The organism is Kitasatospora sp. NBC_01560 (genome assembly GCF_045208415.1).
GTDB lineage: Bacteria > Actinomycetota > Actinomycetes > Streptomycetales > Streptomycetaceae > Kitasatospora.
In genome coordinates this window covers 9,339,911-9,364,175 of the sequence record NZ_CP109364.1, presented here as the reverse complement: position 1 = coordinate 9,364,175, position 24,265 = coordinate 9,339,911, and the positions used below count along the sequence as shown (strand labels likewise).

The 24,265-nt window shown below is 74.2% G+C and carries 24 protein-coding genes; 9 read left to right on the top strand and 15 right to left on the bottom strand.

Annotated elements, in window-relative coordinates:
* Positions 1–474: 474 nt before the first annotated feature.
* Positions 475–738: a hypothetical protein gene (locus OH807_RS39910; protein WP_406209990.1), complete on the bottom strand. Its 264-nt coding sequence runs from the start codon at positions 736–738 to the stop codon at positions 475–477.
* Between the two features lie 387 nt (positions 739–1,125).
* On the opposite strand from OH807_RS39910, the gene OH807_RS39905 reads away from it, so the two are divergent.
* The 3 genes from OH807_RS39905 to OH807_RS39895 all read left to right on the top strand — a co-directional run bounded on the left by OH807_RS39905 (position 1,126) and on the right by OH807_RS39895 (position 3,838).
* Positions 1,126–2,277 (top strand): lactonase family protein, encoded by a 1,152-nt coding sequence (locus tag OH807_RS39905; RefSeq protein ID WP_406209987.1) that lies wholly within the window; start codon positions 1,126–1,128, stop codon positions 2,275–2,277.
* Positions 2,278–2,414: 137 nt separating this feature from the next.
* The gene (locus OH807_RS39900; RefSeq protein WP_406209985.1) at positions 2,415–3,569 is read left to right on the top strand and encodes an anion permease; all 1,155 of its coding nucleotides are present in this window, start codon (positions 2,415–2,417) and stop codon (positions 3,567–3,569) included.
* The gene (locus OH807_RS39895) at positions 3,566–3,838 is read left to right on the top strand and encodes a hypothetical protein (protein WP_406209982.1); all 273 of its coding nucleotides are present in this window, start codon (positions 3,566–3,568) and stop codon (positions 3,836–3,838) included. Before OH807_RS39900 ends, OH807_RS39895 begins: the two co-directional genes overlap by 4 nt.
* Before the next feature lie 24 nt (positions 3,839–3,862).
* Here OH807_RS39895 and OH807_RS39890 read toward each other — a convergent pair whose 3' ends face one another.
* From OH807_RS39890 to OH807_RS39870, 5 genes are all read right to left on the bottom strand, one after another.
* Complete coding sequence (locus OH807_RS39890) at positions 3,863–4,978, bottom strand: ABC transporter substrate-binding protein (RefSeq protein ID WP_406209981.1); 1,116 nt, start codon at positions 4,976–4,978, stop codon at positions 3,863–3,865.
* Between the two features lie 249 nt (positions 4,979–5,227).
* Positions 5,228–5,446, bottom strand: coding sequence for a hypothetical protein (locus OH807_RS39885; RefSeq protein ID WP_406209978.1), 219 nt, complete (start codon positions 5,444–5,446; stop codon positions 5,228–5,230).
* Between the two features lie 353 nt (positions 5,447–5,799).
* Positions 5,800–6,900, bottom strand: a complete 1,101-nt coding sequence (locus OH807_RS39880; protein WP_406209975.1) for a C45 family autoproteolytic acyltransferase/hydolase — start codon at positions 6,898–6,900, stop codon at positions 5,800–5,802.
* Positions 6,897–8,597 (bottom strand): amidohydrolase family protein, encoded by a 1,701-nt coding sequence (locus OH807_RS39875; RefSeq protein ID WP_406209972.1) that lies wholly within the window; start codon positions 8,595–8,597, stop codon positions 6,897–6,899. Before OH807_RS39875 ends, OH807_RS39880 begins: the two co-directional genes overlap by 4 nt.
* A 10-nt stretch (positions 8,598–8,607) precedes the next feature.
* Entirely contained in the window at positions 8,608–10,050 is a 1,443-nt protein-coding gene (locus OH807_RS39870; protein ID WP_406209969.1) for a purine-cytosine permease family protein, read from the bottom strand.
* A gap of 144 nt (positions 10,051–10,194) precedes the next feature.
* On the opposite strand from OH807_RS39870, the gene OH807_RS39865 reads away from it, so the two are divergent.
* The gene (locus tag OH807_RS39865) at positions 10,195–10,827 is read left to right on the top strand and encodes a TetR/AcrR family transcriptional regulator (RefSeq protein WP_406209966.1); all 633 of its coding nucleotides are present in this window, start codon (positions 10,195–10,197) and stop codon (positions 10,825–10,827) included.
* A gap of 104 nt (positions 10,828–10,931) precedes the next feature.
* Here OH807_RS39865 and OH807_RS39860 read toward each other — a convergent pair whose 3' ends face one another.
* The gene (locus tag OH807_RS39860; protein WP_406209963.1) at positions 10,932–11,342 is read right to left on the bottom strand and encodes a hypothetical protein; all 411 of its coding nucleotides are present in this window, start codon (positions 11,340–11,342) and stop codon (positions 10,932–10,934) included.
* Between the two features lie 203 nt (positions 11,343–11,545).
* Here OH807_RS39860 and sigJ point away from each other — a divergent pair, with 203 nt between their 5' ends.
* A complete protein-coding gene (sigJ, locus tag OH807_RS39855) occupies positions 11,546–12,529 on the top strand; it encodes an RNA polymerase sigma factor SigJ (protein WP_406209961.1) in 984 nt (327 codons plus the stop codon).
* A 56-nt stretch (positions 12,530–12,585) separates the two neighbouring features.
* Here sigJ and OH807_RS39850 read toward each other — a convergent pair whose 3' ends face one another.
* The 6 genes from OH807_RS39850 to OH807_RS39825 all read right to left on the bottom strand — a co-directional run bounded on the left by OH807_RS39850 (position 12,586) and on the right by OH807_RS39825 (position 19,445).
* Positions 12,586–13,245 (bottom strand): SMI1/KNR4 family protein, encoded by a 660-nt coding sequence (locus OH807_RS39850; protein WP_406209958.1) that lies wholly within the window; start codon positions 13,243–13,245, stop codon positions 12,586–12,588.
* Positions 13,246–13,485: 240 nt separating this feature from the next.
* On the bottom strand, positions 13,486–14,535 hold the full coding sequence (locus OH807_RS39845) for an NAD(P)-dependent alcohol dehydrogenase (RefSeq protein ID WP_406209955.1): 1,050 nt from the start codon (positions 14,533–14,535) through the stop codon (positions 13,486–13,488).
* A 97-nt stretch (positions 14,536–14,632) separates the two neighbouring features.
* Positions 14,633–15,436 carry a hypothetical protein gene (locus tag OH807_RS39840; protein WP_406209952.1) on the bottom strand — a complete coding sequence of 268 codons (804 nt, stop codon included), beginning with the start codon at positions 15,434–15,436 and terminating at the stop codon, positions 14,633–14,635.
* Positions 15,437–15,514: 78 nt separating this feature from the next.
* Positions 15,515–16,741, bottom strand: coding sequence for an AI-2E family transporter (locus tag OH807_RS39835; RefSeq protein WP_406209949.1), 1,227 nt, complete (start codon positions 16,739–16,741; stop codon positions 15,515–15,517).
* 369 nt (positions 16,742–17,110) lie between these two features.
* On the bottom strand, positions 17,111–18,187 hold the full coding sequence (locus tag OH807_RS39830) for a Ku protein (protein WP_406209946.1): 1,077 nt from the start codon (positions 18,185–18,187) through the stop codon (positions 17,111–17,113).
* A gap of 232 nt (positions 18,188–18,419) precedes the next feature.
* Positions 18,420–19,445, bottom strand: coding sequence for a helix-turn-helix transcriptional regulator (locus tag OH807_RS39825; RefSeq protein ID WP_406209943.1), 1,026 nt, complete (start codon positions 19,443–19,445; stop codon positions 18,420–18,422).
* Between the two features lie 101 nt (positions 19,446–19,546).
* Here OH807_RS39825 and OH807_RS39820 point away from each other — a divergent pair, with 101 nt between their 5' ends.
* From OH807_RS39820 to OH807_RS39810, 3 genes are read left to right on the top strand one after another with little or no spacing between them, the layout of a single operon-like run.
* On the top strand, positions 19,547–19,945 hold the full coding sequence (locus tag OH807_RS39820; protein ID WP_406209940.1) for a VOC family protein: 399 nt from the start codon (positions 19,547–19,549) through the stop codon (positions 19,943–19,945).
* Between the two features lie 55 nt (positions 19,946–20,000).
* Positions 20,001–20,495, top strand: coding sequence for a MarR family winged helix-turn-helix transcriptional regulator (locus tag OH807_RS39815; protein ID WP_406209938.1), 495 nt, complete (start codon positions 20,001–20,003; stop codon positions 20,493–20,495).
* The gene (locus OH807_RS39810; protein ID WP_406209935.1) at positions 20,492–20,962 is read left to right on the top strand and encodes a MarR family transcriptional regulator; all 471 of its coding nucleotides are present in this window, start codon (positions 20,492–20,494) and stop codon (positions 20,960–20,962) included. Before OH807_RS39815 ends, OH807_RS39810 begins: the two co-directional genes overlap by 4 nt.
* 79 nt (positions 20,963–21,041) lie before the next feature.
* Here the strand turns inward: OH807_RS39810 and OH807_RS39805 are convergent, their stop codons facing one another.
* Together OH807_RS39805 and OH807_RS39800 are read right to left on the bottom strand one after the other, a co-directional pair.
* Positions 21,042–21,461 carry a hypothetical protein gene (locus OH807_RS39805; RefSeq protein WP_406209932.1) on the bottom strand — a complete coding sequence of 140 codons (420 nt, stop codon included), beginning with the start codon at positions 21,459–21,461 and terminating at the stop codon, positions 21,042–21,044.
* A 329-nt stretch (positions 21,462–21,790) separates the two neighbouring features.
* Positions 21,791–22,690, bottom strand: a complete 900-nt coding sequence (locus OH807_RS39800) for a spherulation-specific family 4 protein (RefSeq protein WP_406209928.1) — start codon at positions 22,688–22,690, stop codon at positions 21,791–21,793.
* Between the two features lie 314 nt (positions 22,691–23,004).
* Here OH807_RS39800 and OH807_RS39795 point away from each other — a divergent pair, with 314 nt between their 5' ends.
* Positions 23,005–24,120 carry a MerR family DNA-binding transcriptional regulator gene (locus OH807_RS39795; protein WP_406209925.1) on the top strand — a complete coding sequence of 372 codons (1,116 nt, stop codon included), beginning with the start codon at positions 23,005–23,007 and terminating at the stop codon, positions 24,118–24,120.
* The last annotated feature ends 145 nt before the right edge of the window (positions 24,121–24,265 follow it).

Sequence of the window (24,265 nt, the reverse complement as noted above, 5' to 3'; positions counted from 1 at the left end):
TGCTTCAAGGATGTGTGGTTGACATGTGAACGAGATGGGGCTTGCCCCGGCGGACCCCTGCGACTCCAGTGACTTCGGTGAGCAGTCGGTCGGCCACGCAGAGTTTCCCCTGCGCCGGAGCCCCGGCTTTTGTTGTGTGCATGCGATTGACATGGTCCGACAATTCCCGGAATGCGGGCAGTGATCACCGCTGCGAAGCCACCCCGCAAGTGATACGTACCAAAACGGTGCCCGGGCTCCAAACGATCAAGGCCGGGTGAGTGGACTCCCGGCACCCGCAGGGCGGAAAGGCCGCCGAAATCCCGCACCGAATGCGGCAGTCGGGAGGAATACCGACGGATTCCCGAGGAGCCGGCACCCCACGACCCACGTCTCCCGGCACCCCCGGTCCACCCCGCCGCCCCACCCGCCGGGCCGAACGCCGAGCCGCCCGCCCGCCAGGCCGAACGCCCCGGGCCGAACGCGGGCGGGGGCTCAGGCCCCCTGCGGGGCGGGCAGGCCGGCGCCATAGGCGTCGGCCATGGGGGAGGCGCCGGCGAGGAGGTAGTCGTGGATGCCCGCCAGGTAGGCGGCGCGGTCCACGGCGCCGTCACCGTCGGCGACCAGTGGGTCCCGCCGGTCGCGCCCGGTGGCCGCGGCCGCCCGGTCCACCCGGGCGAGGTGCTCGCCGTCGGAGATCGCGCCGTCGCCGTTCGCGTCCAGCATCGTGAAGATCCGCATCTCCGCCGAGTCCGACATCTCGTCACCTTCCCGTTCCAGCAGGACCGCACGGGCCCGACCCCGGCCAAGCCAATGGTCGGACGTGCACCGACCACGCAGGCACAGCGGCAGGCCGGCCGCGAACGATGCCCGCCCCCGGGGGAGCCGACGGCGACGGAGCCACACCAGGACGACTCCACGGATTCGGACAGAACGTCACATACCTTTTCGGCGAGGGCCGGTGCACGGGCAGGTGTGCGGCAGCCGGCTCCCGGCCGGCACCGCGCGGGCGCCCGGCACCGCCCTCGTCCCCGTCGTCTCGACCCGCGGCCGCGATGCCCGGATCCGGCCCGACCGGATACCTCGACCGGACACGCAGGCCTCCGGCGGGACGGCGATTCCGATCCCCCGAGGAGGCAGTACATCGTGCAGAAGCCCATCCGTCCCGCCCTGGCCGTCGCCACCGCGCTCGCCGCGGCGGCCGTCTGCGCCGCCCCGACCGCGTCCGCCACCGCGCGTGGCGGCGACGAGCACCCCCGCGGCGGCCACCACGCGGTCTTCGTCCAGACCGACGACCCCGCCGGCAACCGGATCATCGCCTACCGCCGCGCGGACGACGGGCAGCTGACCCAGGCGGGCTCCTACGACACGCACGGCCTCGGCGGCGTGCTCGCCGGGTCGGTCGCCGACCATCTCGCCTCCCAGGGGTCGCTCACCTACGACCCGCGCCACGCCCTGCTCTACGCCGTCAACGCCGGCAGCGACACCCTCTCCGTCTTCGCCGTGGACGGCGACCGCGTCGACCTGCGGCAGGTCGTCGGCTCGGGCGGCCGGTTCCCGGTGAGCGTCGCCGTGCACGACGACACCGTGTACGTGCTCAACGCCCTGGACGGCGGCTCGGTCCAGGGCTACACCGTCCACGACGGCCGGCTGGACGAGCGGGCCGACCGGCACCGCTGCCTCGGGCTCGACCCGGACGCCACGCCCCAGTTCACCAACACCCCCGGCCAGGTGGGCTTCACCGGCGACGGCTCCCAGCTCGTCGTGACCACCAAGGCGAACGGCAGCAACCTGCTGGTGTTCAACCTGGACCGCTCCGGATCCCCCGCCGACTCCCCCGTCGTCACGAACCTGCCCGGTGCCGTGCCCTTCGCCTTCGTGCCCAACGGCCGGCACGGGATCTTCCTCGCCGAGGCCGGCACGAACGCCGTCGCGACGTTCGCCGTCCACCCGGACGGCACCGCCTCGCAGGAGGCGATCGCGGCCACCGGCCAGTCCGCCACCTGCTGGATCGTCGCCGTCCGCGACCTGCTCTACGCGTCCAACGCCGGCAGCTCCACCCTCAGCGGCTTCCGCACCGCCGACCACGGCCGCCGGCTGACGGCCCTGGGCAACACGCCCACCGACCCCGGTACCGTCGACGCCGCGGTCTCCTCCGACGGCCACTACCTCTACGCCCAGACGGGGGTCAACGGCATCGTCGACGAGTTCGCGGTCAACGAGGACGGCTCGCTCACCCCGCTGGGCTCCCGGACGGTGCCGGGCGGCGCGGGCGGCGAGGGCATCGTCGCCTTCTGACCGGCCGCACGCCCGGACGTCCTGTCGCGGGCCCGATCGGCCGGCGGCAGGTCCGATCGGCTGGCAGCATCGCGGGGACCGGCGCGCCGGTCCCCGCATGATCGCGGTCCGGCGGCCGACGGGTTAGGTTCGCCCACGTGACCGGCAACGACGCGGTCCTGGCGCTGGTGGTGGCCACCGCGCTGGGTTTCGACTTCACCAATGGATTCCACGACACCGGCAACGCCATGGCGACGTCGATCGTCACCCAGGCACTGCGCCCCCGGGTGGCGGTCGCCGTCTCCGCGGTGCTGAACCTGGTCGGCGCCTTCCTGTCGACCGCCGTGGCGGCGACCATCGCGAGCGGGCTGGTCCAGAGCGGCGACGTGACGCTGGTCGTCGTCTTCGCCGGCCTGGCCGGCAGCATCCTCTGGAACCTCACGACCTGGTACCTCGGCATCCCCTCCAGTTCCTCGCATGCGCTCATCGGCGGGGTGGTCGGGGCCACGATGGCCGCGGCCGGCTCCTCCGCGATCAAGTGGCAGGGCCTGGTCTCCAAGGTGATCGTGCCCGCGACGCTGTCGCCGTTCATCGCCGGCACCGTCGCCGTGGTCGGCACCCACCTCGTGTACCGCTTCACCCGCGGCGTGCCCGACGGCCCGCGCGACCACGGCTTCCGGATCGGCCAGATCGGCTCGGCCTCGATGGTCTCGCTCGCCCACGGGACCAACGACGCCCAGAAGACCATGGGCATCATCACGCTGGCCCTGATCGCCAACGGCACCCTGGAGGCCGGGGCCACCGCCCCGACCTGGGTGATCACCTCCTGCGCGGTGGCGATCGCCCTGGGCACCTACCTCGGCGGCTGGCGGGTCATCCGGACGCTGGGCAAGGGGCTGCTGGAGATCGAGTCGCCGCAGGGCATGGCCAGCGAGTCGGCCTCGGCCGCGGTGATCCTCGCCTCCACCGACTTCGGCTACTCGCTCTCCACCACCCACGTGGCCACCGGGTCGATCGTGGGCGCGGGGGTCGGCAAGAAGGGCGCCGTGGTGCGCTGGAACGTCGCCCGCCGGATGGCGGTGGCCTGGCTGTTCACCCTGCCGGCCTCGGGCGGGGTCGGTGCCGCGGCCTACTGGGCCGCGAACGGGATCGGCGGGACCCTCGGTGTCGTGGTGATCTTCATCCTGGTGCTGCTGGCCTCCACCGCCTTCTACCTCGCCTCCCGCCAGCGACCCGTGACACCGGAGAACGTCAACGCCACCTGGACCGGCTCGGTCGTCCCGGAGCCCGAAGCCAACGAGGCCGCCCTGTGAACAGCTGGATCAACCTGGGCGCGCTGTGGCGGATCCTCGCGGTGGGCCTCCTCGCCGGCGCCGGCCTGCCGGCCCTGTTCGCCCTCGGCCTGCGCGCCCTCAACCCGCCGGTCCGCGCGGGCGGTGCCCCGGCCGGACCGTCGACCGGGCTGCCGGCCTCCGAGCGGCCCACCGCCGGCCTGCTGGGCCGCGTGGTGGCCGGGCTCTGCTTCGCCACGGTGCTGGCCGCGATCGGCTGGGGCATCTCCGTCATCGTCCACCACAGCTGACCGGGCCGCGGCCCGGCGCGGGCGTCAGCCGCTGCGGAGGACCCGGAAGGTCTCCGGCGCCGCCGGGTCACGGTCGACGACCTGGATCGGCGCCCACGCCCACTGCCACACGCCGACGCCCGGCGTGCGGGAGAACCGGATCCGCCCGCGGGTGCCTTCGACCGCCACGTCCGGCCAGGCCCCCGCCGTGCCGGCCCGGTCCGTCCCGTGGGTCCGCAGCACCTCGGCGAGGACGGCGACCGCGTCGTACCCCTCGAACCCGACGAAGGACGGCGCCTCGCCCAGCCGCTCGCGCAGGGCCGCCCCGACCCGCGCACCGAGCGGGCCGAGCCGCTCGGGCAGGTAGCGCAGGAACGGCACCGCGGCGCCGTCGGCGCCCAGCAGCGCCGCCCACTCGGCGAACTCGGGCTGCCCGGCCGGGGCGCCGATCATGACCTCGGCGAGGCGCCCGTCCCGGCGGACGGCGGTGACGATCGGCACCGCCGGCTCCGGGTGGCCGACCAGCAGCAGGAGGGCCGTCGCGCCCCGGCCGACGAGCTCCTCGCACACGGCCTCGGGGGTGAGCGTCCGCACGTCGAGTTCGACGACGGTGCCGCCGCGCGGCGCCAGGTGCTCGCGCAGGATGCGGACCCCGGACGCCCAGTAGACGCTCGGCTGGGTGGCGACGGCGATCCGGCGGTGGCCCGCGCCGAGGAGGAAGTCCGCGTAGAGCCGCCAGCCGCGGGACTGCGGCGGGGCGATCCGCGCGACCCACTCCGTCGGCTGCTCGGTGAGGGCGTCCAGCACCGCCGACGAGCAGAGGAACGGCAGGCCCAGGGCGTCCGCCCGGGCGGCGGCGGCCCGCGCGACCACGCTGTGGTACTCCCCCACCAGCGCGGCCACGCCCAGGCCGGCCAGCTCGTCCACCACCGCCGCGGCCCGCTCCGGATCGGCCGCCGTGTCCCGGACGAGCAGGTCGAGCGGCCGGCCGGAAATCCCGCCGGCCTCGTTGACCTCGCGCACGGCCAGTTCGAGCCCGGCCAGCAGGTGCCGCCCCGCCCCGACCCAGCCGGGCCGGGTCAGCGGGACGAGTGCGCCGATCCGGACGGACGCTCCGCCGGTCCGCTCCGGTCCGACCGACGGCGATGATGGCGTGTTCATGGGTCGGCGTCTCCCCTGCGACGGTTCGCTGGCGGCCTGCCAGGGTCACAGCGTGGCAGAGCCACCGCCGGCCATGCCCGCCAGGGCCGGTCTGCGCAGCCGGGCGGTCGGGGCGGGACCGTCGTCGAACCACTCCTCGTGCACGGCGGCGCGCAGGCCCGGCCCGACAAGCGGGTGGGGCGTCCGACCGGAATCCCTGGTCGGACGCCCCACCACGTCACGGTCTCCGGACGGCGCCGGCCCGAGTGATCAGATCGGCCGGTCCGGGTCGGAGAAGGTCAGGCCGCCGGCCGCGAGCGGGCGCCGGACCGGAGCGGTCTCGGGGACGGCCTCACCGGGCGGCTGGCGGAAGTCGGCGCCCTGCTCCACGGGCAACAGCCGGCGCCCACCACCCTGCGCGGGAACGGGCGCATCGGCGCTGGGCTCGGAAAAGGCGGGCAGCCCGAGGCTGCGACGATCAGGACTCATGCGGGCAAGTCTCGCAGGCCGAACGGGTCGGTGGCGCCAGATTTCCCGCCGACCGCCGTGGCGGTCGGCCGAACGCCCCCGGCGCGGGCCTGCGCCGGGGGCGGTTCAGAAGCCGGCAGTGTCGAGTTCGACGTCCAGCGGGGGCGGCAGCTGGAGCGGGACCCCGAGCGGGTGCGGCCCCTCCACGCCGGGTGTGGCCGAGCCGGCCCGGCCGGGACAGCAGGGTGCAGGTGCGCTCCTGCCGGTCGCCCGACCAGGCGGATCGGCGGTGTTCCGGTGCTCCTCGGCACGGACGTCGTCACCCGGGTGCCGGTCAGGCGGTCAGGCGTTCAGGCGTTCAGGCGGTCAGGCGGTCAGGCGGTCAGGGTGTGCCAGGGGCGGGTGGTGTGCTCGGCGGGGGTGCCGTCGAGGACGTGGGCGGTGCGGGCGGCGGGGTCGAGGAGGACGGTGGCCAGGCTCGCCCAGCGGTGGCCGGCCCGGCCGGCCGGGTCGGGGAGACAGGTCACCGGGGGCTCGCCCGGGCCGGTCACCAGGTGCTCGATCAACTCCTCGGCCCGCTGGGCGGGCCGCCGGGTGAGCCGGTCGTGCAGGAAGGCATAGCGCTCGCCGGAGTCGGGCTGGTAGAGCCAGGTCTTCTCGTGCTCGGCCGGGACGGGGGTGAGGAAGTGGTTGGTGCGCAGGTGGGTGCCCTCGGCCGCCTCGGGGGCTTCGAAGATCCCGGCCGGGCTGAGGTCGAGCAGGAGTGCGCCGTCCCGGTCGAAGAGGGTGAAGGAGCCGGAGGAGGTGAGGGGTGCGTCGTGCAGGATCTCCCGCGCGTGCTCGGCGCTCCCGGCTTCTTCGAGGACGAGCGCGGCAAGGACGTGGACGGGTAGGCCGCCGACGCGGTCGTCGCGGTGGCCGAGGATGTTGAAGTGCAGGGCGAGCCCGGCGCTGTTGACGCCGATCTTGGCGAGGATGCCGTGTTCGGTGAGGCCGACATACCGGTGGGCGCCACCGGCGCTGTCGAGGGTGTGCCAGCAGGCGGCGAGTTCGACGTGCCAGTCCCAGGTCTGCACCCCCAGGTGGGTGGTGGCGCCGTCGGCGGTCCGCAGGCGCCGCACGACGGTCGAGCACTCGCCGGGCGGGACGGCGCGGCTGCGGGCGAGGATCTCGGTGCGGGCGTTGAGTGCGGCGATCTGCCAGGGTTCGACGGCGGCGCCGTGGGCGATGCCCTCGATCTGTTCGCGCAGGGCGGGGCGGAAGGCGCCGACGGCGTCGAGTGCGCGGTCGGCGTCGTCGCGGACGGTCGTCGGTGGGATGCCGGCGAGGGTGAAGAGGCGGTGGTAGGCGTCGAGCGTGGCGTGCAGGCCGTCGGCGAGCTGCCGGCCGCGGGACTCTCCGCAGAGGCGGGGCTCGGCCGCGTCGACGGCCACGTGGCGGCGGTGCTCGGGGCGGGGGAAGGGGGCGGGGGTCACGGGGTGTGCTCCTGGGCGGCGTGGTGGAGGACGGTGCCGTCGACGATCGTGGCGAGGACGGGGTTGGCGGCCTGCTGTTCGGGGGTCAGGTCGAGGGGGTTGCGGGCGAACACGGCGAGGTCGGCGAGGTGGCCCGGCGCGATCCGGCCGAGGTGCCCGGTGGCGCCGGCGGCGACGGCCGGGGCGTGGGTCATCCCGGCGTAGGCCTCCCGGGCGGTGATCCGCTGGGCGGGTTGGACGGGGGCGGTGGCCGGTTGCTCGACGGGGCGGCGGAGTTGGGCGTCGGCGAGGGCGGTCCGCGGGTCGCCGACGCCGATGGGCCAGTCGGATCCGAGAGCGACGACGGCGCCGTGGTCGAGCAGGTCGCGGGTGCGCCAGCCGTGGGCGGCCCGGTGCGGTCCGATCCGGTGGGACCAGTTGTCGCTGTGGTCGGCCCTGGTCATGCGGGTGGCGTGGACGGGCTGGAGGCCGGCGACGACGCCGAGGGCCGCGAAGCGGGGCAGCAGGTCGTCGGGGATCGATTCGAGGTGTTCGATCCGGTGCGGGGCGGACGGGGCGTGGCCGGTCTCCTCGATCACGTCGAGGGCGGTGCGCACCGCCCGGTCGCCGATGGCGTGGGTGGCGGTGGGGATGCCGCGCTCGGTGAAGAACCGGACGGCCTCGCGGTAGCGCTCGACGTTCTTCCACAGCGGGTGGCGGTTCTGTCCGTGGACGTCGGGGTGTTCGAACCAGGCGGAGCCGTTGTCCGCGGTGCCGTCGAGCATGAACTTGGCGCCGGCCACGTGCCAGCGGCGGCCGGCGAGGGTCTGCTGGGCGGCGACGGCCTCCCAGACCTCGCGCGGGGAGTCGGCGGGGACGAGCGGTGAGCAGCGCACCCGCACCGGGAGGTCTCCGGTCCGCTCGATCTCCCGGTAGACGTCCTCGGAGGGGGCGGTGAAGTCCAGGGCGTGCAGACCGGTGAGGCCGGTCGCGGCGAACTCGTGCAGGCGGGCGGCCACGTGTCCGGCCGCGACGGGGAGGGGGACCTCGGGGTAGTGGGCGAGGACGAGGTCCATCGCCTGGAGTTCGACGACGAAGCCGGTGGGCCGGCCGTCCGGGCCGACGGCGATCCGGGAGGCGTCGTCGAAGGTCTCGGTGCCGGTCAGGCCGATGCGGTCGATCACGGCGGGGCTGACGACGAGGGAGTGCGCGTCGCGGGTCATGAGCGAGATCGGCACACCGGGGAAGTGCCGCTCCAGCGGGTGGCCGGTGGGCTCGGCGTCGAAGGCGTTGATGTCGAGGTTGAAGCCGGTGATCCAGACGGCGGGGCCCTGGTCGGCGAGGCGGTCCGCGATCCGTGCGCAGACCGCGTCGAGGGTGTCGAGGTCGGCGAGGTCGAGGCCGCTGCCCACCTCGATCGCTCCCCAGACGGGGTGGGCGTGGGGGTCGGTGAGGCCCGGGGTGAGGGTGGCTCCGGGGAAGTCGAGCACCTGGGTGGCGACGCCCGCCCAGTGGCGGAGGAGCTCGTCGCCGCCGACGGCGACGATCCGGCCGTCGCGGACGGCCACCACGGTGTCGGTGGCCGGGCCGGGGGTGCGGGCAGGGGTGCGGGCCGGGACGGGCGTGCTGGCGGGGGCGCAGGCGGGGCTGCGGGCCGGGACGGGCGCCGGGTCGAAGTTCTCGATCCGGGCGGCGCGCACGATGAGGTCGGCGTTCATGGTCGGTCTTTCAGTGCTGGGCGGTCGAGGGAGGGAGGGTGCCGAAGGCGCGGGAGAGGCCCCAGTAGAGGGCCGCCGCGCCGAGCACGCCGACGGGGACGGCAAGGTTGAGGCCGCCCATGGCCGCGGCGACGGGCCCGGCCCACGTGGTGGAGCCGGCGCAGAGGGTGGCCGCGGTGGCGCCGCCGAGGGTGGCGAGGATGTCCGCCCAGTTGACGCCGCCCCGGTACCAGTTGGGGCCGGTGCGGCTCTGGTCGTGGAGCTGCTCACCGTCGTAGCGGTTGCGCCGCAGCACGATGTCGGTGGCGTAGACGGCCATGCAGGGGCCGGTGACGACCACGACCAGCTCCATCATGGTGTTGACGGCGGTGAGGAAGTCGAAGACCAGGAGGGCGAAGAGCGTCATGGCGGTACCGATGGCGCCGACGACCAGGACGGCGATCACCCGGTGCAGCCGGACGCCGATCGACTGCATGGAGAGCCCGGCGCTGTAGGCGGTGAGGCCGTTGTTGGCCACGGTGTTGACGACCACGGCGGCGACGAAGAGAGGCACGAACCAGGAGGGCATGATGCTCTCCAGCGCGGCCTGCGGGTCGTTCATGTCCAGCGTGGTGGCCGCGAGGGAGCCGATCGCCGTGAACGCCACACTCGGCAGGAAGGCGCCGAACGCCGTCCACAGCGTGATGGCCCGGCCGCCGGTGTCCCGCGGCAGGTAGCGGGAGAGGTCTGGGCTGTTGGCGTACGACAGCGGCGCGGAGGCCACGATGGTGAAGCCGGACGCCAGCACGACGAGGTGGCCGAGGCCGGTGAGGGGTTGGGCCGGCGCGTACGACCAGTCGGCGTGCCCGAGGACCATCGCGCTCAGGGCGACGAACACCAGGGTGAGCAGGGCGGTCAGCGCGGTGTACAGGCGGACGATCGTCGCGTGGCCGAAGATCGCGACGAGGACGGTGGCGCCGGCGATCAGGCAGGCCACCGCGGCGTCCAGGGCCGGGGTTTCCGGCAGGCCGAGCCGGGTCGTCAGGCCGAGCCCGGCGACGGAGGCCGCCGACCAGTTCAGCGCGAGGTAGAGCGAGGAGATCAGCCACCCGGTGAGCGCGACGACGGCCTTGTTGCCGACGACCCCGTACATGGCGCGGGAGACGACGGAGCCGGAGGTGCCCGCGACGGGGCCGCTGACCGCGATGAAGCCGGTGAGCAGCCAGAACAGGTTGCCGGCGACGGTGACGGCCAGTGCCTCGGACAGCGGCAGCCCCATCAGGACGAGGGTGGCGCCGACGACGAAGCTCAGGTAGCTCACGTTGGGTGCGGCCCAGACGGCGAAGAGTTCGCGGGCCGTGCCGTGCCGCTCGGAGTCGGGCACGCAGTCGATGCCGCGGCTCTCGACCGCGCCGGCCCGGTCCTGCCCCGGTGGGGCCGCGAGCGCCGCGGCGGCGGTGGGAGAACGCTCCATGGATGTTCCTTCGTGGGGGGAGGCGGCGGCACCGCCCCGCCGCCGGGGGTCCGGGAGGGTACGGGAGGGCGCGGCCGGAGCGGCCTTCGCTTATTGGTGCCAGCACCAATAAGCCGTGGTGCGTCATCCAATAGGCTGTGGCGCATGACGTCAACCCCCCGGGTCGCACGGACGCGCAAAGCCCCCGAGGAGCGGCGGACCGAGATCCTCCAGACCGCCGCCCGCCTCGCGCTGGAACGCGGACTGGAGCGGGTCACGATGCAGCTCGTCGCGGACGAGCTGGGGGTGCGCCCGGGCCTGATCAGCCACTACTTCCCGAGCGTCGACGACCTGCTGTGCGCGGCGTTCGCCCAGGCCGTCACCGGCGAACGCGACGCCCTGCTCCCGCCGGCCGAGGCCGGCCTGCCGCCGGTCCGGCGGCTGAGCCTGCTGCTGCACCGCCTCGGCGGCGCGGACTTCACCGACCTCGGCAGGCTCTGGCTCAACGCCCGCCACCTCTCGCGCTACCGCCCGAACCTGCGGCGCACCGTCGCCGAGCAGGAGGCGGTCATGCGCGACACCCTGACCGCGGTGATCGAGGACGGCGTCCGGAGCGGGGACTTCTCCCCCGCCGACCCGCTCGGCGCCTGCCTGGTCATCCTGGTGACGATCGACGGGCTCGGCAGCTACGCGAACGACGAGTCGCCGTTCGGCCACCCTGCCCTCGACACGCTCGTCCTCACCACGGCAGAACGCGAACTCGGGCTCCCGGCCGGCACCCTGCGCGACGCCGGCTGACCGGGCCGGCGGCGCGCAGGGCCCCGCCTGCCGGGCCGCCCCGGCAACGACGGCGGGGCCCCGGGTTCGTTCACCCGGAGCCCCGCCGTCGTGCGTACGGGCGGCTACGACCGCAGCCGGACGCCGAAGCGCTCCGGCGCGCGGCCGACCCACTCGCGGCCCAGCGCCAGCAGGCTCAGGCCGAACATCAGCACCCCCAGGGGCACGTGGACCGACGGCACGTGCGCGACGCCCAGCACCACCTGCACCGACGCCAGGACGAGGAAGCCGGACGCGTACAGGACGGGGCGCCCCGGCCCGCCGCCGGGCCGCCACGCCAGGACGGCGGCGAGCACGTACAGCATCGCCGCGCCGTACATCACGCGCGCTCCGACGCTGTGCAGCACCTCGCCGCTGGAGGACGTCAGCAGCAGTCCGGCGGTGGTCGCCTGGAAGAACAGCGCCAGCGTCTGCAGGGCGACCGCCACCTGCCGGAAGCCGGTCCCGCGCCGTTCCGCCGTCGTCCTGGTGGCCATGACGCCGCCCCCTCTTCTGCCTCGCGGCCCTTGATCGATAGTGTCTCGGCAGTCCGACGACGCAGGCCCGCGAAATGTGAGGTGAGGACCGGCCTCACACTCCGGCGCGGTGTTTCGTCGAAGAACCGGGAACGCCGAAGAGCCGGAAACGCCGAAGAGCCGGGAACGGAGCCGGACGAACGAACCGAGGAGCGGTCACCACCATGAGCACCCCGTACGAGGCAGGGCACGACCGGTCCGAGCCGGCCCTGAGCGTGGTCGTCGGCGAGCGGCGCCACCTGATCAATCTCGCCTACCGGCTGCTCGGCTCGGTCGCCGAGGCCGAGGACGCCGTGCAGGAGACCTACGCCCGCTGGTACGCGATGCCGCGGGCGCAGCAGGACGCCGTCGACTCGCCCGGCGCCTGGCTGACGACGGTGGCCGGCCGCATCTGTCTGGACGTGCTCGGCTCGGCGCGGGTCCGGCGCGAGCGCTACGTCGGCGAGTGGATACCCGAGCCGCTGCCCGACCGGGCGGAGTGGTCCGGCGGGCGGCCGGGCGGCGGCCCCGCGGCACCGGCCGACCCCGCCGACCGGGTCACCCTCGACGAGTCGGTGACCATGGCCTTCCTGGTCGTCCTGGAGGCGATGACACCGGCCGAGCGCGTGGCGTTCATCCTGCACGACGTCTTCCGGTACCCGTTCGGCGAGGTCGCCGACATCGTCGGCCGCACCCCCGCGGCCTGCCGGCAGCTGGCCTCCTCGGCCCGCCGGCGCATCCGCGCCGCGCAGCAGCCGGCCGTGCCGACCGCCGGGCAGGCCGGCCTTCTGGTGCGCCGGTTCAAGGAGGCGTGGGAGGCCGGGGACATCCGGACCCTCGTCGGCCTCCTCGACCCCGACGCCACGATGACGGCCGACGGCGGCGGCCTGGTCGGCGCCGTCCTGCGCCCGGTCCGGGGCAGCGAGCGGATCGCCCAGTACCTGATCCACATCGCCGACAAGGCCCCCGGGCTGACGCTCCTGGAGCGGACGGTCAACGGCCGGCCCGGTTTGGTCGCCCAGCACTCCGGCAGCACCGTGACCGTGGCCGCGTTCGACCTCACCGACGACCGCATCACCCGTATCTGGGCGGTCCGCAACCCGGAGAAGCTCCGCTCCTGGACGGCGCACGGACCGGACGCGGCAGCTTCACCGGACCCGGCGGGCTGACCGGACACGGCGGCCCGGGCACACCGCCCGGGCCGGGCCCCACCACGCTCCTCGCCTCAGCGCCCCCGCTGCGCCGTGCGGGTCGCCCCGGCCAGCCAGTCCAGGTACCAGTCGCGGAAGCCGACCCGCCGCGCACCGGCCGTGACCGGCCGCAGGGGCGGGTCCGCGGCATGGCCGTCGACCCACAGGGTGCCGCGCTCCGGCCCGGTGACGACGAGCCAGGTGAAGTAGCCGCACCCCTGGTGGCCGAGACAGACCGCCCCCGCGGTCACCGCCGACCGGTGCTCCTCCCATTCCTCGTCCCAGGCACGGTAGGCCGCCCGGTACGCCTGCTCGTCGGGGAAGTCCGCTTCGGCGGGCTCGCGGGCGTCGAGCTCCTCCCACCCGCGCACCTGCTCCTCGGCGGACGGGAACGCCTGCCCGAGCAGCGGGTTGCTGCCGCGGACCCCCCGGCCCTCGTCCCAGTACCAGCCACGATCGTCCCGCCGGAGCGGAAAGACGCCGTAGTGGGGCCCGGCCCCGCCGGCACCGACGCCGAGGAGGAAGCCGCGGTAATCGGCGGGGAAGGAGACCCCGAGCTCCGTCTCGGCCGCCGCCACCTCGGCCTCGCGGAGCGGCGGCTCCAGCACGAAGTCGTGCCCGAAGCCCGGCTGGCGCGCCCCGAAGACCTCCGCGGCGTTCGGCGCGTCCCGCAGAGCCAGGACCCGCTCCCGCACCCCCGCCCAGCCCGCTGCTGTCCCTGTCCCCGCTCCTGGCCCCGCTGTCGCCGCCACCGGTCGCTCCCCTTCGTCCCCGGGCCGCCGAACCGGCCGCGGACGATCGTGTCAGCCGTGGCGACGGGGATCAACGGGGTTCGGGCGCGCCGGGACGCCCCGGGCGGCCGGGGTGGCGGGGGCCGTGGGCCCGGCGGGAAACCGGACGCGCCGCGCCGGAGCGGCCGGCACCGCCGCGCGGGGTCAGAGCGTGGCCGTGTCGATGACGAAGCGGTAGCGGACGTCGCTCCGGAGCACCCGCTCGTAGGCCTCGTTGATCTCGTCCGCGCGGATCGTCTCGATCTCGGCGGCCACCCGGTGCTCGGCGCAGAAGTCCAGCATCTCCTGCGTCTCGGCGATGCCGCCGATGCCCGAGCTGCTCAGGCTGCGCCGGCGGCCCGACAGCGCCTGGAGTGCGATCTCCACCCGCTCCTCCGGGAGGCCGAGGTTCACCATCGTCCCGTCCGTGCGCAGCAGCGACAGGTAAGCAGCGAAGTCGAGCGGGGCGGAGACGGTGTTGAGAACGAGGTCGTACCGGCCGGCCGCCTTCTCGAAGGTGGCCGGATCGCTGGTGGCGCAGTAGTGGTCGGCGCCCAGCCGCAGGCCGTCGTCCTTCTTCCTCAGCGACTGGGACAGGACGGTCACCTCGGCGCCGAGCGCATGGGCGAGCTGCACGGCCATGTGGCCGAGGCCGCCGAGCCCGATGACGGCGACCCGCTTGCCGGGGCCGGCGTTCCAGTGCCGCAGCGGCGAGTACGTGGTGATGCCGGCGCACAGCAGCGGGGCGGCCACGTCCAGCGCGAGGCCGTCCGGGATGCACACCACGTAGTTCTCGTCGACGACGATCCGCTCCGAGTAGCCGCCCAGGGTGGGCTGCCCGTCCCGGCCCACGGAGTTGTACGTCCAGACCGGGCCCTCGGCGCAGTACTGTTCCAGGCCCGCCCGGCAGTCGTCGCACTCCCGGCAGGTGTCGACCATGCAGCCGACGCCCACCCGGTCGCCCACCCCGAACCGCGTCGCACCGGGGCCCACGGCGGAGACGACGCCCGCGATCTCGTGGCCGGGCACCATCGGGAAGATCGCCTCGCCCCAGCCCGCGCGGACCTGGTGGATGTCGGAGTGGCAGATGCCGACGAAGGCGATGTCGATCAGGACGTCGTGCTCGCCGACGGCGCGGCGCTCGACGGTCGCGCGCTCCAGCGGGGCCTTCGCGGCGGGCGCGGCGTAGGCGGCAACGGTGGTCGTGGCGGTCATGGCGGTCTCCTGGGGAAGGGCGGCGGACGCCACGGGGTGGACGGGGGTCCGGCAGGGGTCCGACGGGGGGTCGGCTGGTCTCCGGGGGCGCCCGCCGTCACGTCCGGGCCCCGCCGGCCCGCAGCGAGCGGGTCAGCAGCACCCCGCCGACGATCAGCGCGATGCCCAGCCAGGCGGGCCCGGCGTCGGCGGCCAGGACGACGATCCCGACCGGCAGCAGGTAGCCGGCGAGCGGCACGAGCAGCGCGCCGGTCGTGGGCACCTCGGCGGGCCGGCCGGCGTCCCGGGCGATGCGCGCGCGGACCACCTCCGGGTACCACTCGGTGAAGCGCAGCGCGAGGATGATCGCGCCGATCTGGATGATCCAGCCGGTCCACAGGTTGTTCGGGTTGTGCAGGACCAAGTCCCCGTAGAGGCCGGCGAGGGCCGCGACGAGGAACGCCAGGCCCCACACGCCGGTGAGGAGGTAGTTGGTGCGGAGGAACTGCGGCGAGTCCCAGTGGGCGCGCGGTACGCGTTCCCGGGCGTACTGGAGGGTGAAGGGCAGCCGGGCGGCCATCGAGCCGAAGGCGATCGTCACCAGGGCGAGGTTGGAGACCTCCCCGGCGTACGTCTCCAGCCAAGTCAGCGTGCCCGCGGAGGCGAGCGCGCCGATCACCGCGAGGGCCGCGAAGAAGACGGCGTCGCAGACCTCCAGGATCTTCCAGGAGCTGCCCGGTGCACGGACCCGGCCGACGACGACCAGGACGACCGTCAGCACGAGGGCCGCGCCGACCGCGATCTCGAACCGGCCGGGGCCGACCAGGACGGAGAACACGATCCAGGGGGCCATCCCGAGGATCGGGCTGTCGAGTAAGCCGGCCGTGCTGCGCCGTTGGCTGGTGTCGGTGGCAGTGTTCACGAGAGTCCTCCCGGGGCCGACGCCCCCGCCCCTCCAGGATCGGCCCGCGGGCCCGGATGCCGCCACCGAGCGGGAGCGTCAGGCCGTCGGCGGCCCCGGCACCGCGCCCTTCCCCCGGCCCGGTGGCGGGCCGTTCCGCGGCCCCTTGCCCGGTGGCGGGCCGTTCCGCGGCCCCTTGCCCGATGGTGGGCCGTTCCGCGACTCCGTCGCCGGCCCCTTCGCAGGCCGCGGGCGGCGCAGCGCGGCGTAGACCGCCCAGACCACCGAGACGGCCGGGACGGCGACCACCGCGCCGATCACTCCGGCCGCGATGCTGCCGGCGAGCACCGAGACGGCGACCACCACCGGGTGCAGGTTGACCGCCCGGCTCATCACCAGCGGGTGCAGCACGTGGCCCTCGATCTGGCCGATCACCACGATCAGCAGCAGCACCACGATGGCGATCACCGGACCACGGGCGGCCAGCGCCACGATCGACGCGGCGAGCATCGCGATCGGCGAGCCGACCAGCGGGACGAAGGACGCGAAGAACTCCAGCACGGTGAGCGGCAGGACGAGCGGCACGCCGAGGAAGAACAGCGCGATGCCGACCATGATCGCGTTGCTCGCCGCGACGATGAAGATGCCCCGGGTGTAGCCCGCGAAGTTCTGCCACGCCACCCGGCCGCCCCGGTCCAGGCGGTCCTGCGCGCCGGCCGGCAGCTGGGCGGTGGTCCAGCGCCACATCTGTTCCCCGGAGTGCAGGAAGAACACCGACATGAACAGGGCGAGCGCCGCGCCCGTCACCACCTCGAACACCCGGCCCGCACCGCTGAGGGCCGTGCTGATCAGCGTCGAGCGGTGCGCGGAGACGAAGTCGGAGACCTTGCGCTGGAGATCGTCGAAGGTGCCCGGCGCGACCCGGAACGGTGCGTTCTCCAGGAACCTCTCCAGCCGGTCCAGGCCGCCCTGGAACTCCCGGCCCAGGCTGGACACGTCGGACGCCACGGTCTCGCCGATCAGCGCGAGCAGCCCGGCGGGCACCAGGATCGCCACGGCCAGGCCGGTCAGCACGGCGAGCGGGCGGGGCAGTACGCGGGCGACCAGATCGACCACCGGCCGGATCACGGAGGTGACCACCAGGGCGAGGAAGCCGGCCAGCGTGATCAGGTGGAACCGCCCCAGCACGATCAGCACCAGGTAGCCGGCCCCGGCGACGACCAGCAGCCGCCACGCGTGGTCCGAGAGCCGGCGCAGCACCGGACCGGCCCCACCGGCGGGCGCCGCGGAGGCCGGCCGACGGGGCCCGGGGCGCCTCACCTGCATGCCGCACCACCGACGCCCGCCGCCCTGCCCGGCGACCTGCCCGGCGCCCCGCCCGCCGGGCGACGTGCCGGGGCACGGTGGTGCGGCCGGGGACTGCTGGGGTTCGTAGGCGCCATGGATCATGGATAGCGGCTGGGAGCCCACCCGGGCTGTTCCCGCGCCGACGGACACCCCGTCGCCACCGCATCGCTCCTGCGACGGAGGACGGCCGCGGTCGGAGAGCGGTGGCGGAACCGCCCCACGGTCCGGGAGCGTCCGGTCGAACACGCCGAGGTCGGCGTCGACCCGTGCTCCGTCCGCCGCCGCGACCCCACCGCCGCGACCCCACCGCCGGCGTCCGCCGGCCGCGGGACGCTGTCACGACCCGCCTCAGGAGGCGGCGCGACGGGGGCGGCCGGCCTCTTCGAGGGCGTGCTGCAGCTCGTCGCGGGTCATGGTGGAGCGGTGGGGGATGTCGAGGTCGGTGGCGCGTTTGTAGAGGTCGGCCTTGGTGAGCCGGGAGAGTTGCTGCTTGCCGGTCGCGCTCTTCCGGTCCGTCGCCGGCCCGGTGGCCGGCGCCTTGGTGGAGGTGTTCTTCCTGCCGCCGGTGGCCTTCGGGGACCGGGACGCGGCCGCGGGGGCCGGCCGCCCGGCGGGCTTGCGCGGTTCCGCCGCGGGCTCGCCCTTGCCGGCGCTGTCGAGGCTGCGGCGGAGGGCGTCCATCAGGTCGATGACGTTGGTGGCCTCGGGGGCGGCGCCGGTGGAGACGGCGATCTCGCGGCCGGCGAGCTTGTCCTCGATGAGCTTCTTGACCTGGTCCTCGTAGGTGTCGTGCCACTCGTCCGGGTCCCAGTCGACGGCGAGCATACCGATGAGCTCCTCGGCCGTCCGCACTTCCTGTGCGGTCGGTGCCACGTCAGTGGGGAGGTCGTCGATCTCGCGACGGGGGTCGCGGACCTCGTCCGCGAAGTGCATGGTGTGCAGCTCCAGCAGGCCGCCCTCGGAGCGGACGGCGGTCAGGTACTCCTTGCCCCGCATCGCGAACATCGCCAGCCCGGCCTTGTTCGCGTGCTCCAGGGCCTGGACGAGCAGGGCGTACACCTTGGCGTACTCCTGGCCCTTCGGACCGAGGTAGTAGGTCTTGTCGAAGAAGATCGGGTCGACGTCGGCGAGGTCGACGAAGCCGGCGATGTCGATGGTGCGGGAGCGGCCGGGCGAGATCCGCTCCAGCTCGTCCGGCTCGACGACGACGTACTCGCCCTCCGCGACCGGGTAGCCCTTCACGATCTCGCCGAAGTCGACCTCCCGGCCGGTGCGCTCGTTGACGCGCTTGTTGCGGACCCGGTCGGAGGTGCCGCGCTGCAGCTGGTGGAAGCGCACGTCGTGGGACTGCGTCGCGGTGTACAGGGCGACGGGCACGGTCACCAGGCCGAAGGTGAGCACGCCGGTCCACACGGGTCTGGCCATGACGGCCTCCCTTCTCGCACCACGCCGGCTCCGGCGCCCGCCGGGCCACGCCCGCGGGCGGCGACGACGTCCTACCTGGCACTTGGGCAGCCGACCGCCCGCCCAAACCCCCGCCGCACGGGTATGACGCGCTGCGATCGGCCGGGTGCCCGCGTCGTGCTCGCCGGCGGCCGCGCGGGCCGCAGCCCGGCCGGCGGTCCCCACCAGTGCTCGCACCCCTGCCCGGGGCCTGTCAGGTCCGGCGGGCGGAGGCGGCGAGCCGGTCGGCGAAGGCGATGACGAGGTCCCGGAGTTCCTCCGGTCGCTCGACGACGAACGGCCGGTCCAGCGAGGCCAGCACCGGGGGCAACCAGTCGAGCCGCTCCGCCCGCACCTCGACGCGGTGCCACTGCTCGGGCTGCGGGTCGGCGGTCGGCGAGGCGGTCGGCGAGGCGGTCGGATCCGCGCCCTCCGCGGGCACGGGCTCCGCCACGCGCGCGACAGCGGCGGGAAGCCGGGCGCGGATCTGCTCGACCGTCCCGTGGATCCGCAGGGTGACCTCGTACCGGTACGCGGCCCCGGCCAGCCCCGCCAGGAGGCGCTCCGCCGGGTCGATCCCGGCGGGCGGCTCGAACGAGCCCGGCAGGGCCCTCGCGTCCGCGATGCGGTCGAGCCGGAAGTTCCGGTCCTCGCCGATGGCAGGGTCACTGCCCGTGACGTACCACCGGCCCGCGTGGGTGACGATCCCGTACGGGTGCAGGGTGCGCTCGCTGCGCCGGCCGTCGCGGTCCGTGTAGCTGATCGAGACGGGCCGGTGCCCGCGCACGGCATCGGCGACGGTGAGCAGGACGCCGGTCTCCGGGGCGGCGGTCCCGCGGGGCGGGGCCGTGAAGGCCAGGGCGGCGAGGACGGCGTCGAGCCGCCGGGCGAGACGCTCGGGCAGCACCCGGCGGATCTTGGCCGCGGCGGTCTCACTGGCCGTGCCCACCGCCGTCAGCACCCCGGCCCGGCGGCCGACGGCGAGGCCGAGCAGCACGGCGAGCGCCTCGTCGTCATTGAGCATGAGCGGGGGCAGGCGGTACCCGGGCGCGAGCCGGTACCCGCCGTAGCGACCCCGCACCGACTCGACGGGCACGTCGAGGTCGATGAGGTGGTCCACGTACCGCCGTACGGTGCGTCCGTCGACGCCCAGGCGGTCGGCGAGTTCGGCCACCGTCCGGATGCCGCCCGACTGCAGGAGTTCCAGGAGTGTGAGCACGCGGCCGGTAGGTCGAGCCATGGACGGATCGTAGCGGGGATACCGGACCGATTCTGTCCCCTATCTCCTCTAGCGTGCGAGAGGCAACGGTTCCACCAGCCCCACCGGCCAAGGAGATCACCATGGACCTCGTCTCGATCCGCATCATCACCGGCGACATCACCCGCCTCGTCGGCTTCTACGAACGCGCCACCGGCGTGCGGGCGACGTGGCCGACCGAGGACTTCGCCGAGCTCCGCACCACCGGCGGCACCCTCGCGATCGGCAGCACCCGCACCGTGGCGCTGTTCGCCCCCGGTGCGGCGCGCCCCGCCGACAACAACACGGTGATCATCGAGTTCCTCGTCGACGACGTCGACGGCGTCCACCGGGGCCTGGCCGGCTTCGTCGCCGACTTCGTCACCGAGCCCACCACGATGCCCTGGGGCAACCGCTCACTCCTGGTCCGCGACCCCGACGGCAACCTCGTGAACTTCTTCACCCCCGTCACCCCGGCGGCCGTCGCGAGGCTCGCCCGCTGACCACGGCGCATTCGAAATAGTAGCCATGGACATAGTAGCCATGTACTCTATTCGCATGAGCAAGGGTTCACCGGGCCCCACGCCCGGCTTCCTGGTATGGCGGCTCGCCAACAAATGGCGCGTCGCGGTCGATCGCGCACTGGCTCCGCTGGGTCTCACCCACGCGCAGTACTCACTGGTCGCGTCGCTGTACGGCATGCAGCGGGACGGCGAGCGGCCCAGCCAGCGCCGCCTCGCCGACCACACCGGACTGGAGGCGCTCTACGTCTCGAAACTGGCGCGCGCCCTGGAGTCGGCCGGCCTGATCGGACGCACCCGTGACCCGCGCGACCCGCGCGCCGTCCAACTGGCCCTCACCGAGCAGGGTCTGACCGTCACGCAGCAGGCCGTCACGGTCGTCCAGGGGCTGCTCCAGCAGTTGCTGGAGCCGCTCGGCGGGCTCGACGACCCGCGGACGCGCGCGTTCACCGACGAACTGACGGCCCTGCTCGACGCACCTCTCGCTCCATCCCAGCCGAACGACGAGAGCACTCAGGGGACAACACCATGACCACCACCGCCACCACCGCGTCCACCACCACCGCCGCGCCCCTCGCCGATGCCCGCATGCTCGGCCTGGCCCACTACGCCGCCCGCGGCGTCCTGGAGCACGTCCTGACCCGGCACGGCATGACGTTCCAGCAGCAGGTCGCGCTGCGCGCCGCCGTCACCGCCGAGGAGCCGCAGACGGCGGACCACCTCGCCGCCCGGATCCAGGACACCCTCAAGACCGGCCCGGCCGACGCCCGCGCCACCCTCGACGAACTGGTCGCCGAGCAGCTGCTCGTGGTGGACGGGGCGCACCTGCGCCCCACCGACGCGGGGCGCGAACTGCTCGCCGCCGTGGGCGCGGACACCGCCCCCGTCACCGCCCGCGTCTGGGGCGGGATACCCGCCGAGGACCTCGCCGCGGCGGGCCGTGTCCTCGCACTGGTCACCGAGCGCGCCAACGCGGAGCTTGCGGCACTGACCGCGTGAACAACTGCCGACCCCCCTCCCGGGCCGCCAAGGAGGGGGGTCGGCGGCCTTGCGGGTTCGTCCTTGGCCCTCTCCCGGACTACGCGCCCTTGGGGACGCCCGGGTACCACTCGGTCCAGCCGTCCCACGGGGTGAGGGTCCGGGACCAGGTCACGTTGTTGCTGTCGACCGAGCTGATGGTGAAGTTGAAGTCGCCCTGGTGGTTGAGGATCTTCACCTGCTTGACGAAGGGGCCGCCGCCCAGAGACCCCCACTTGCCGTTGTCGTCGTTGATCCAGACCGCGTGGTCCATGCCGATCACGAAGCGCGCTTCGCCCTTCGCCGTCTTCATGACGGTCTCGCCGGAGCCGTAGGCGAACCCGCAGTAGAAGAGCCCGCCCAGGTGGGAGCAGGTCTTCCCGACGACGACCGGCTTGTCGGACGCCGCGGCGGCGGGGGCGACGGCCAGGACGGCGGCCAGTGCTGATGCGACGGCAGCCGCACTTCGGATCTTGTTCATGGTTCTCTCTCACGGCAGGGCTGTGCACCGGAATCGGTGATCAGGATGCGAACCACCCTGTCTTCGTTGTCGACGCCCGGTCAAGCTGCGGCCGCCGCCGCGGCGCAAGTCCGGGCAGGCTCTGCCCGATCGTGCAGAGCGACGTGCCCGCACCACGCACCGACCGCCGGGGCAGCCGCCCCAGCTCGGCCAGGGGCCGAGGGCCCCGGCGCCCGGGCCGCGCGGGTGCGCGGGCCCGGGCACCGGGGCGGCCGTCATGCCATTCGGTCGCGCCCCTCGTCAGCCATCCTCAGCCCTCGTCATCCCTCGTCAGCCCTCGTCATCCCTCGTCAGCCCTTGGTGGCCGCCTGGGCGGTCTCGGCGGCGAAGCCCCAACCCGGGGCGGCGTCCCAGGGGATGTCCATCGCGTCGTCGGTGGCGTAGACGTAGCCCGCGCCGCGGGCGAAAGCGGTGTCCAGGGTGGTGCGCATGGCCGCCGTGTCCGGTGCGTCGTACACCAGGTGCCAGAAGGCCGTGCCGCTGGGATCGAGGGAGGCACCGGCGTAGTACCCGGCGGTGGCGTTGAAGACGTTGCCGCCCAGCCAGGCGCCGGTGTAGTCGGCGTACGTCCCCTCGAAGGTCACGAAGACGTCGGCCGTGCGGTGTCCGGGCTCCAGGTAGCAGTCGGCTACCGCGGTGCCCGGGTTGTCCACGACCAGCTCCTGGGCCTGCGGCGAGACGGCGTAGACGGTCTCCTGGACGTACGCGCGCAGCGCCGCGTAGTAGTCCCGGGTGGCGTTGCCGGCCCCGCAGTCCCGGCCGGACTGGTCGAAGAAGATGCCGTCGACGTGCAGCCGGTGGTCGGCGGTCCTCAGGTAGTTGTCGACGGTCGCCCGCACGACGGACTGCGGGAGGGTGCCGTGGGCCGTGTCGACGTAGCCGAGCACCCGGGTGTGCGTGCCGTGCGCGGTGACGGCGGTCCGCAGGGTGTCGGCCTGCGCCTGCCAGCCGGCGTCGAACGGGGCGTAGCCGTTGTAGGGGTTGAGGATGAGGATCGACGGCGCCGGGCGGGTGGTCGGCAGGGCGGCCAGCATGGGGTCGCCCGGGAGCACGTAGGCCGGGACGGCGACCTCCAGGCCCCGCGGTCTCTCGGTGGTCACCGCGGCGGCCCCGCCGGGGGACGCCGACACGGCGGCGGCCAGTGCCGCGCCGGCCAGGAGTACGGGCAGGGTCTTGGTGAACGAACGCATCGTGTCCCTTGATCGGAGAGGGGAGTCGCTCGAGGGAGATCGCGGGGGGGCTCCCCCGTGGTGCCCGGGCACGGCTGTCTCCGCACCCCGCGTCCCCCTCCGCCCGGCCCGGGCGGGCCGAACGCCCCCATTCCTACCGGTCCCGCCCCCTCAGCGGTGGCCAACTTTGAAAGAACAGAAGGAAGTTCGCGCAAGCACAGTTCTCCCGTCGGCCTGCCGGGAGGCATGTGGTCCGGAGCACGCCGGGGCCGACGGACGGGCGCGCCGAGGGGCCGCTTGACCCTGACGCCGCGTCAGGGCGCATCGTGGGTGCCGTGGAAGAGCACCTGACCGTGGGGCGTGTGGCCGAGCTGGCCGGCGTGAGCGTCCGCACGCTGCATCACTACGACCGGATCGGCCTTGTACAGCCGTCCGCCCGGACGGCTGCCGGGTACCGCGCCTACTCGGCGGGCGACGTCGAGCGGCTGCGGGAGGTACTCGGCTACCGGCGGCTGGGCTTCGGACTGCGCGCGATCGCGGATCTGGTGGACGACCCGGCCACCGACGCGGTCGCGCACCTGCGCCGGCTGCGCGGTCTGCTGCAGGGGCAGCGCGACCGCGCGGCGGCCATGGTGCAGGCCATCGACCAGGAACTGGAGGCACGGGCCATGGGAATCAGGACGACACCGGAGGATCAGTTGAAAGTGTTCGGCGCCCAGCTGTACGAAGCCATCGGCTCCGCGTACCCGGCGACGCGGCGCACCGAGCCGCGGATCGCCGCGCGCGTCTGGGAGGCGCTCGGGGACGCCCGGACGGTGCTGAACGTCGGGGCCGGCACCGGCTCCTACGAGCCCCCCGACCGCGACGTCACGGCGGTGGAGCCGTCGGCGGTCATGCGGGCGCAGCGCGCCGCGGACGCGGCGCCGTGCGTGGCCGCCCGCGCGGAGCGCCTGCCGTTCGCCGACCAGTCCTTCGACGCCGCGATGGCGTTCAGCACCGTGCACCACTGGCACGACCCGATCGCCGGACTGCGCGAGATGCGGCGGGTGGCCCGTCGCGTGGTGGTGTTCACGTACGACGCCAGTACGACCGGCTGGCTCCAGCGGTTCTGGCTCACCCGCGACTACCTGCCCGAATTCGCCGACCTCCTGGCCGGCCGGCCTTCACTGGCCGACATGACCCGCGCGATCGGGGGCCGAGCGGAGCCGGTGCCCATCCCGTGGGACTGCGCCGACGGCTTCTTCGAAGCCCACTGGCGCCGGCCCGAGGCGTACCTCGACGAACAGGTGCGCCGTGCGGTGTCGGTGTGGACCAGGGTCGGTCCGCGGGCCGAGCGGCGCGCGGTGGAGAGCCTCCGCGAGGACCTGTCCTCGGGGCGGTGGGCCGAGCTCAACCGGGACCTCGTCGCCCACGACGCGGCGGAGCTGGGTCTGCGCCTGCTCGTCGCCTGAGCCGGGTCGCCCCGGAGGTGACGGCCCACGGCGAGGAACGTCCCCGACTGCCCGGTAGCAGGAAATTCTTCGGCGTGGGCCGCTGAGTAACCCTCACTTCGAGCGGTCCAAACCGAAAAATTTCCTGCCACCGGCGCCGATGACC

Excerpts from the sequence above, each read along its gene's own strand:
- OH807_RS39910 (WP_406209990.1), bottom strand. The coding sequence starts at position 738 with ATGTCGGACTCGGCGGAGATGCGGATCTTCACGATGCTGGACGCGAAC.
- OH807_RS39890 (WP_406209981.1), bottom strand. The coding sequence starts at position 4,978 with ATGAACACGCCATCATCGCCGTCGGTCGGACCGGAGCGGACCGGCGGA.
- OH807_RS39885 (WP_406209978.1), bottom strand. The coding sequence starts at position 5,446 with ATGAGTCCTGATCGTCGCAGCCTCGGGCTGCCCGCCTTTTCCGAGCCC.
- OH807_RS39875 (WP_406209972.1), bottom strand. The coding sequence starts at position 8,597 with ATGAACGCCGACCTCATCGTGCGCGCCGCCCGGATCGAGAACTTCGAC.
- OH807_RS39870 (WP_406209969.1), bottom strand. The coding sequence starts at position 10,050 with ATGGAGCGTTCTCCCACCGCCGCCGCGGCGCTCGCGGCCCCACCGGGG.
- OH807_RS39865 (WP_406209966.1), top strand. The coding sequence starts at position 10,195 with ATGACGTCAACCCCCCGGGTCGCACGGACGCGCAAAGCCCCCGAGGAG.
- OH807_RS39860 (WP_406209963.1), bottom strand. The coding sequence starts at position 11,342 with ATGGCCACCAGGACGACGGCGGAACGGCGCGGGACCGGCTTCCGGCAG.
- sigJ (WP_406209961.1), top strand. The coding sequence starts at position 11,546 with ATGAGCACCCCGTACGAGGCAGGGCACGACCGGTCCGAGCCGGCCCTG.
- OH807_RS39845 (WP_406209955.1), bottom strand. The coding sequence starts at position 14,535 with ATGACCGCCACGACCACCGTTGCCGCCTACGCCGCGCCCGCCGCGAAG.
- OH807_RS39835 (WP_406209949.1), bottom strand. The coding sequence starts at position 16,741 with ATGCAGGTGAGGCGCCCCGGGCCCCGTCGGCCGGCCTCCGCGGCGCCC.
- OH807_RS39830 (WP_406209946.1), bottom strand. The coding sequence starts at position 18,187 with ATGGCCAGACCCGTGTGGACCGGCGTGCTCACCTTCGGCCTGGTGACC.
- OH807_RS39825 (WP_406209943.1), bottom strand. The coding sequence starts at position 19,445 with ATGGCTCGACCTACCGGCCGCGTGCTCACACTCCTGGAACTCCTGCAG.
- OH807_RS39820 (WP_406209940.1), top strand. The coding sequence starts at position 19,547 with ATGGACCTCGTCTCGATCCGCATCATCACCGGCGACATCACCCGCCTC.
- OH807_RS39815 (WP_406209938.1), top strand. The coding sequence starts at position 20,001 with ATGAGCAAGGGTTCACCGGGCCCCACGCCCGGCTTCCTGGTATGGCGG.
- OH807_RS39810 (WP_406209935.1), top strand. The coding sequence starts at position 20,492 with ATGACCACCACCGCCACCACCGCGTCCACCACCACCGCCGCGCCCCTC.
- OH807_RS39805 (WP_406209932.1), bottom strand. The coding sequence starts at position 21,461 with ATGAACAAGATCCGAAGTGCGGCTGCCGTCGCATCAGCACTGGCCGCC.
- OH807_RS39800 (WP_406209928.1), bottom strand. The coding sequence starts at position 22,690 with ATGCGTTCGTTCACCAAGACCCTGCCCGTACTCCTGGCCGGCGCGGCA.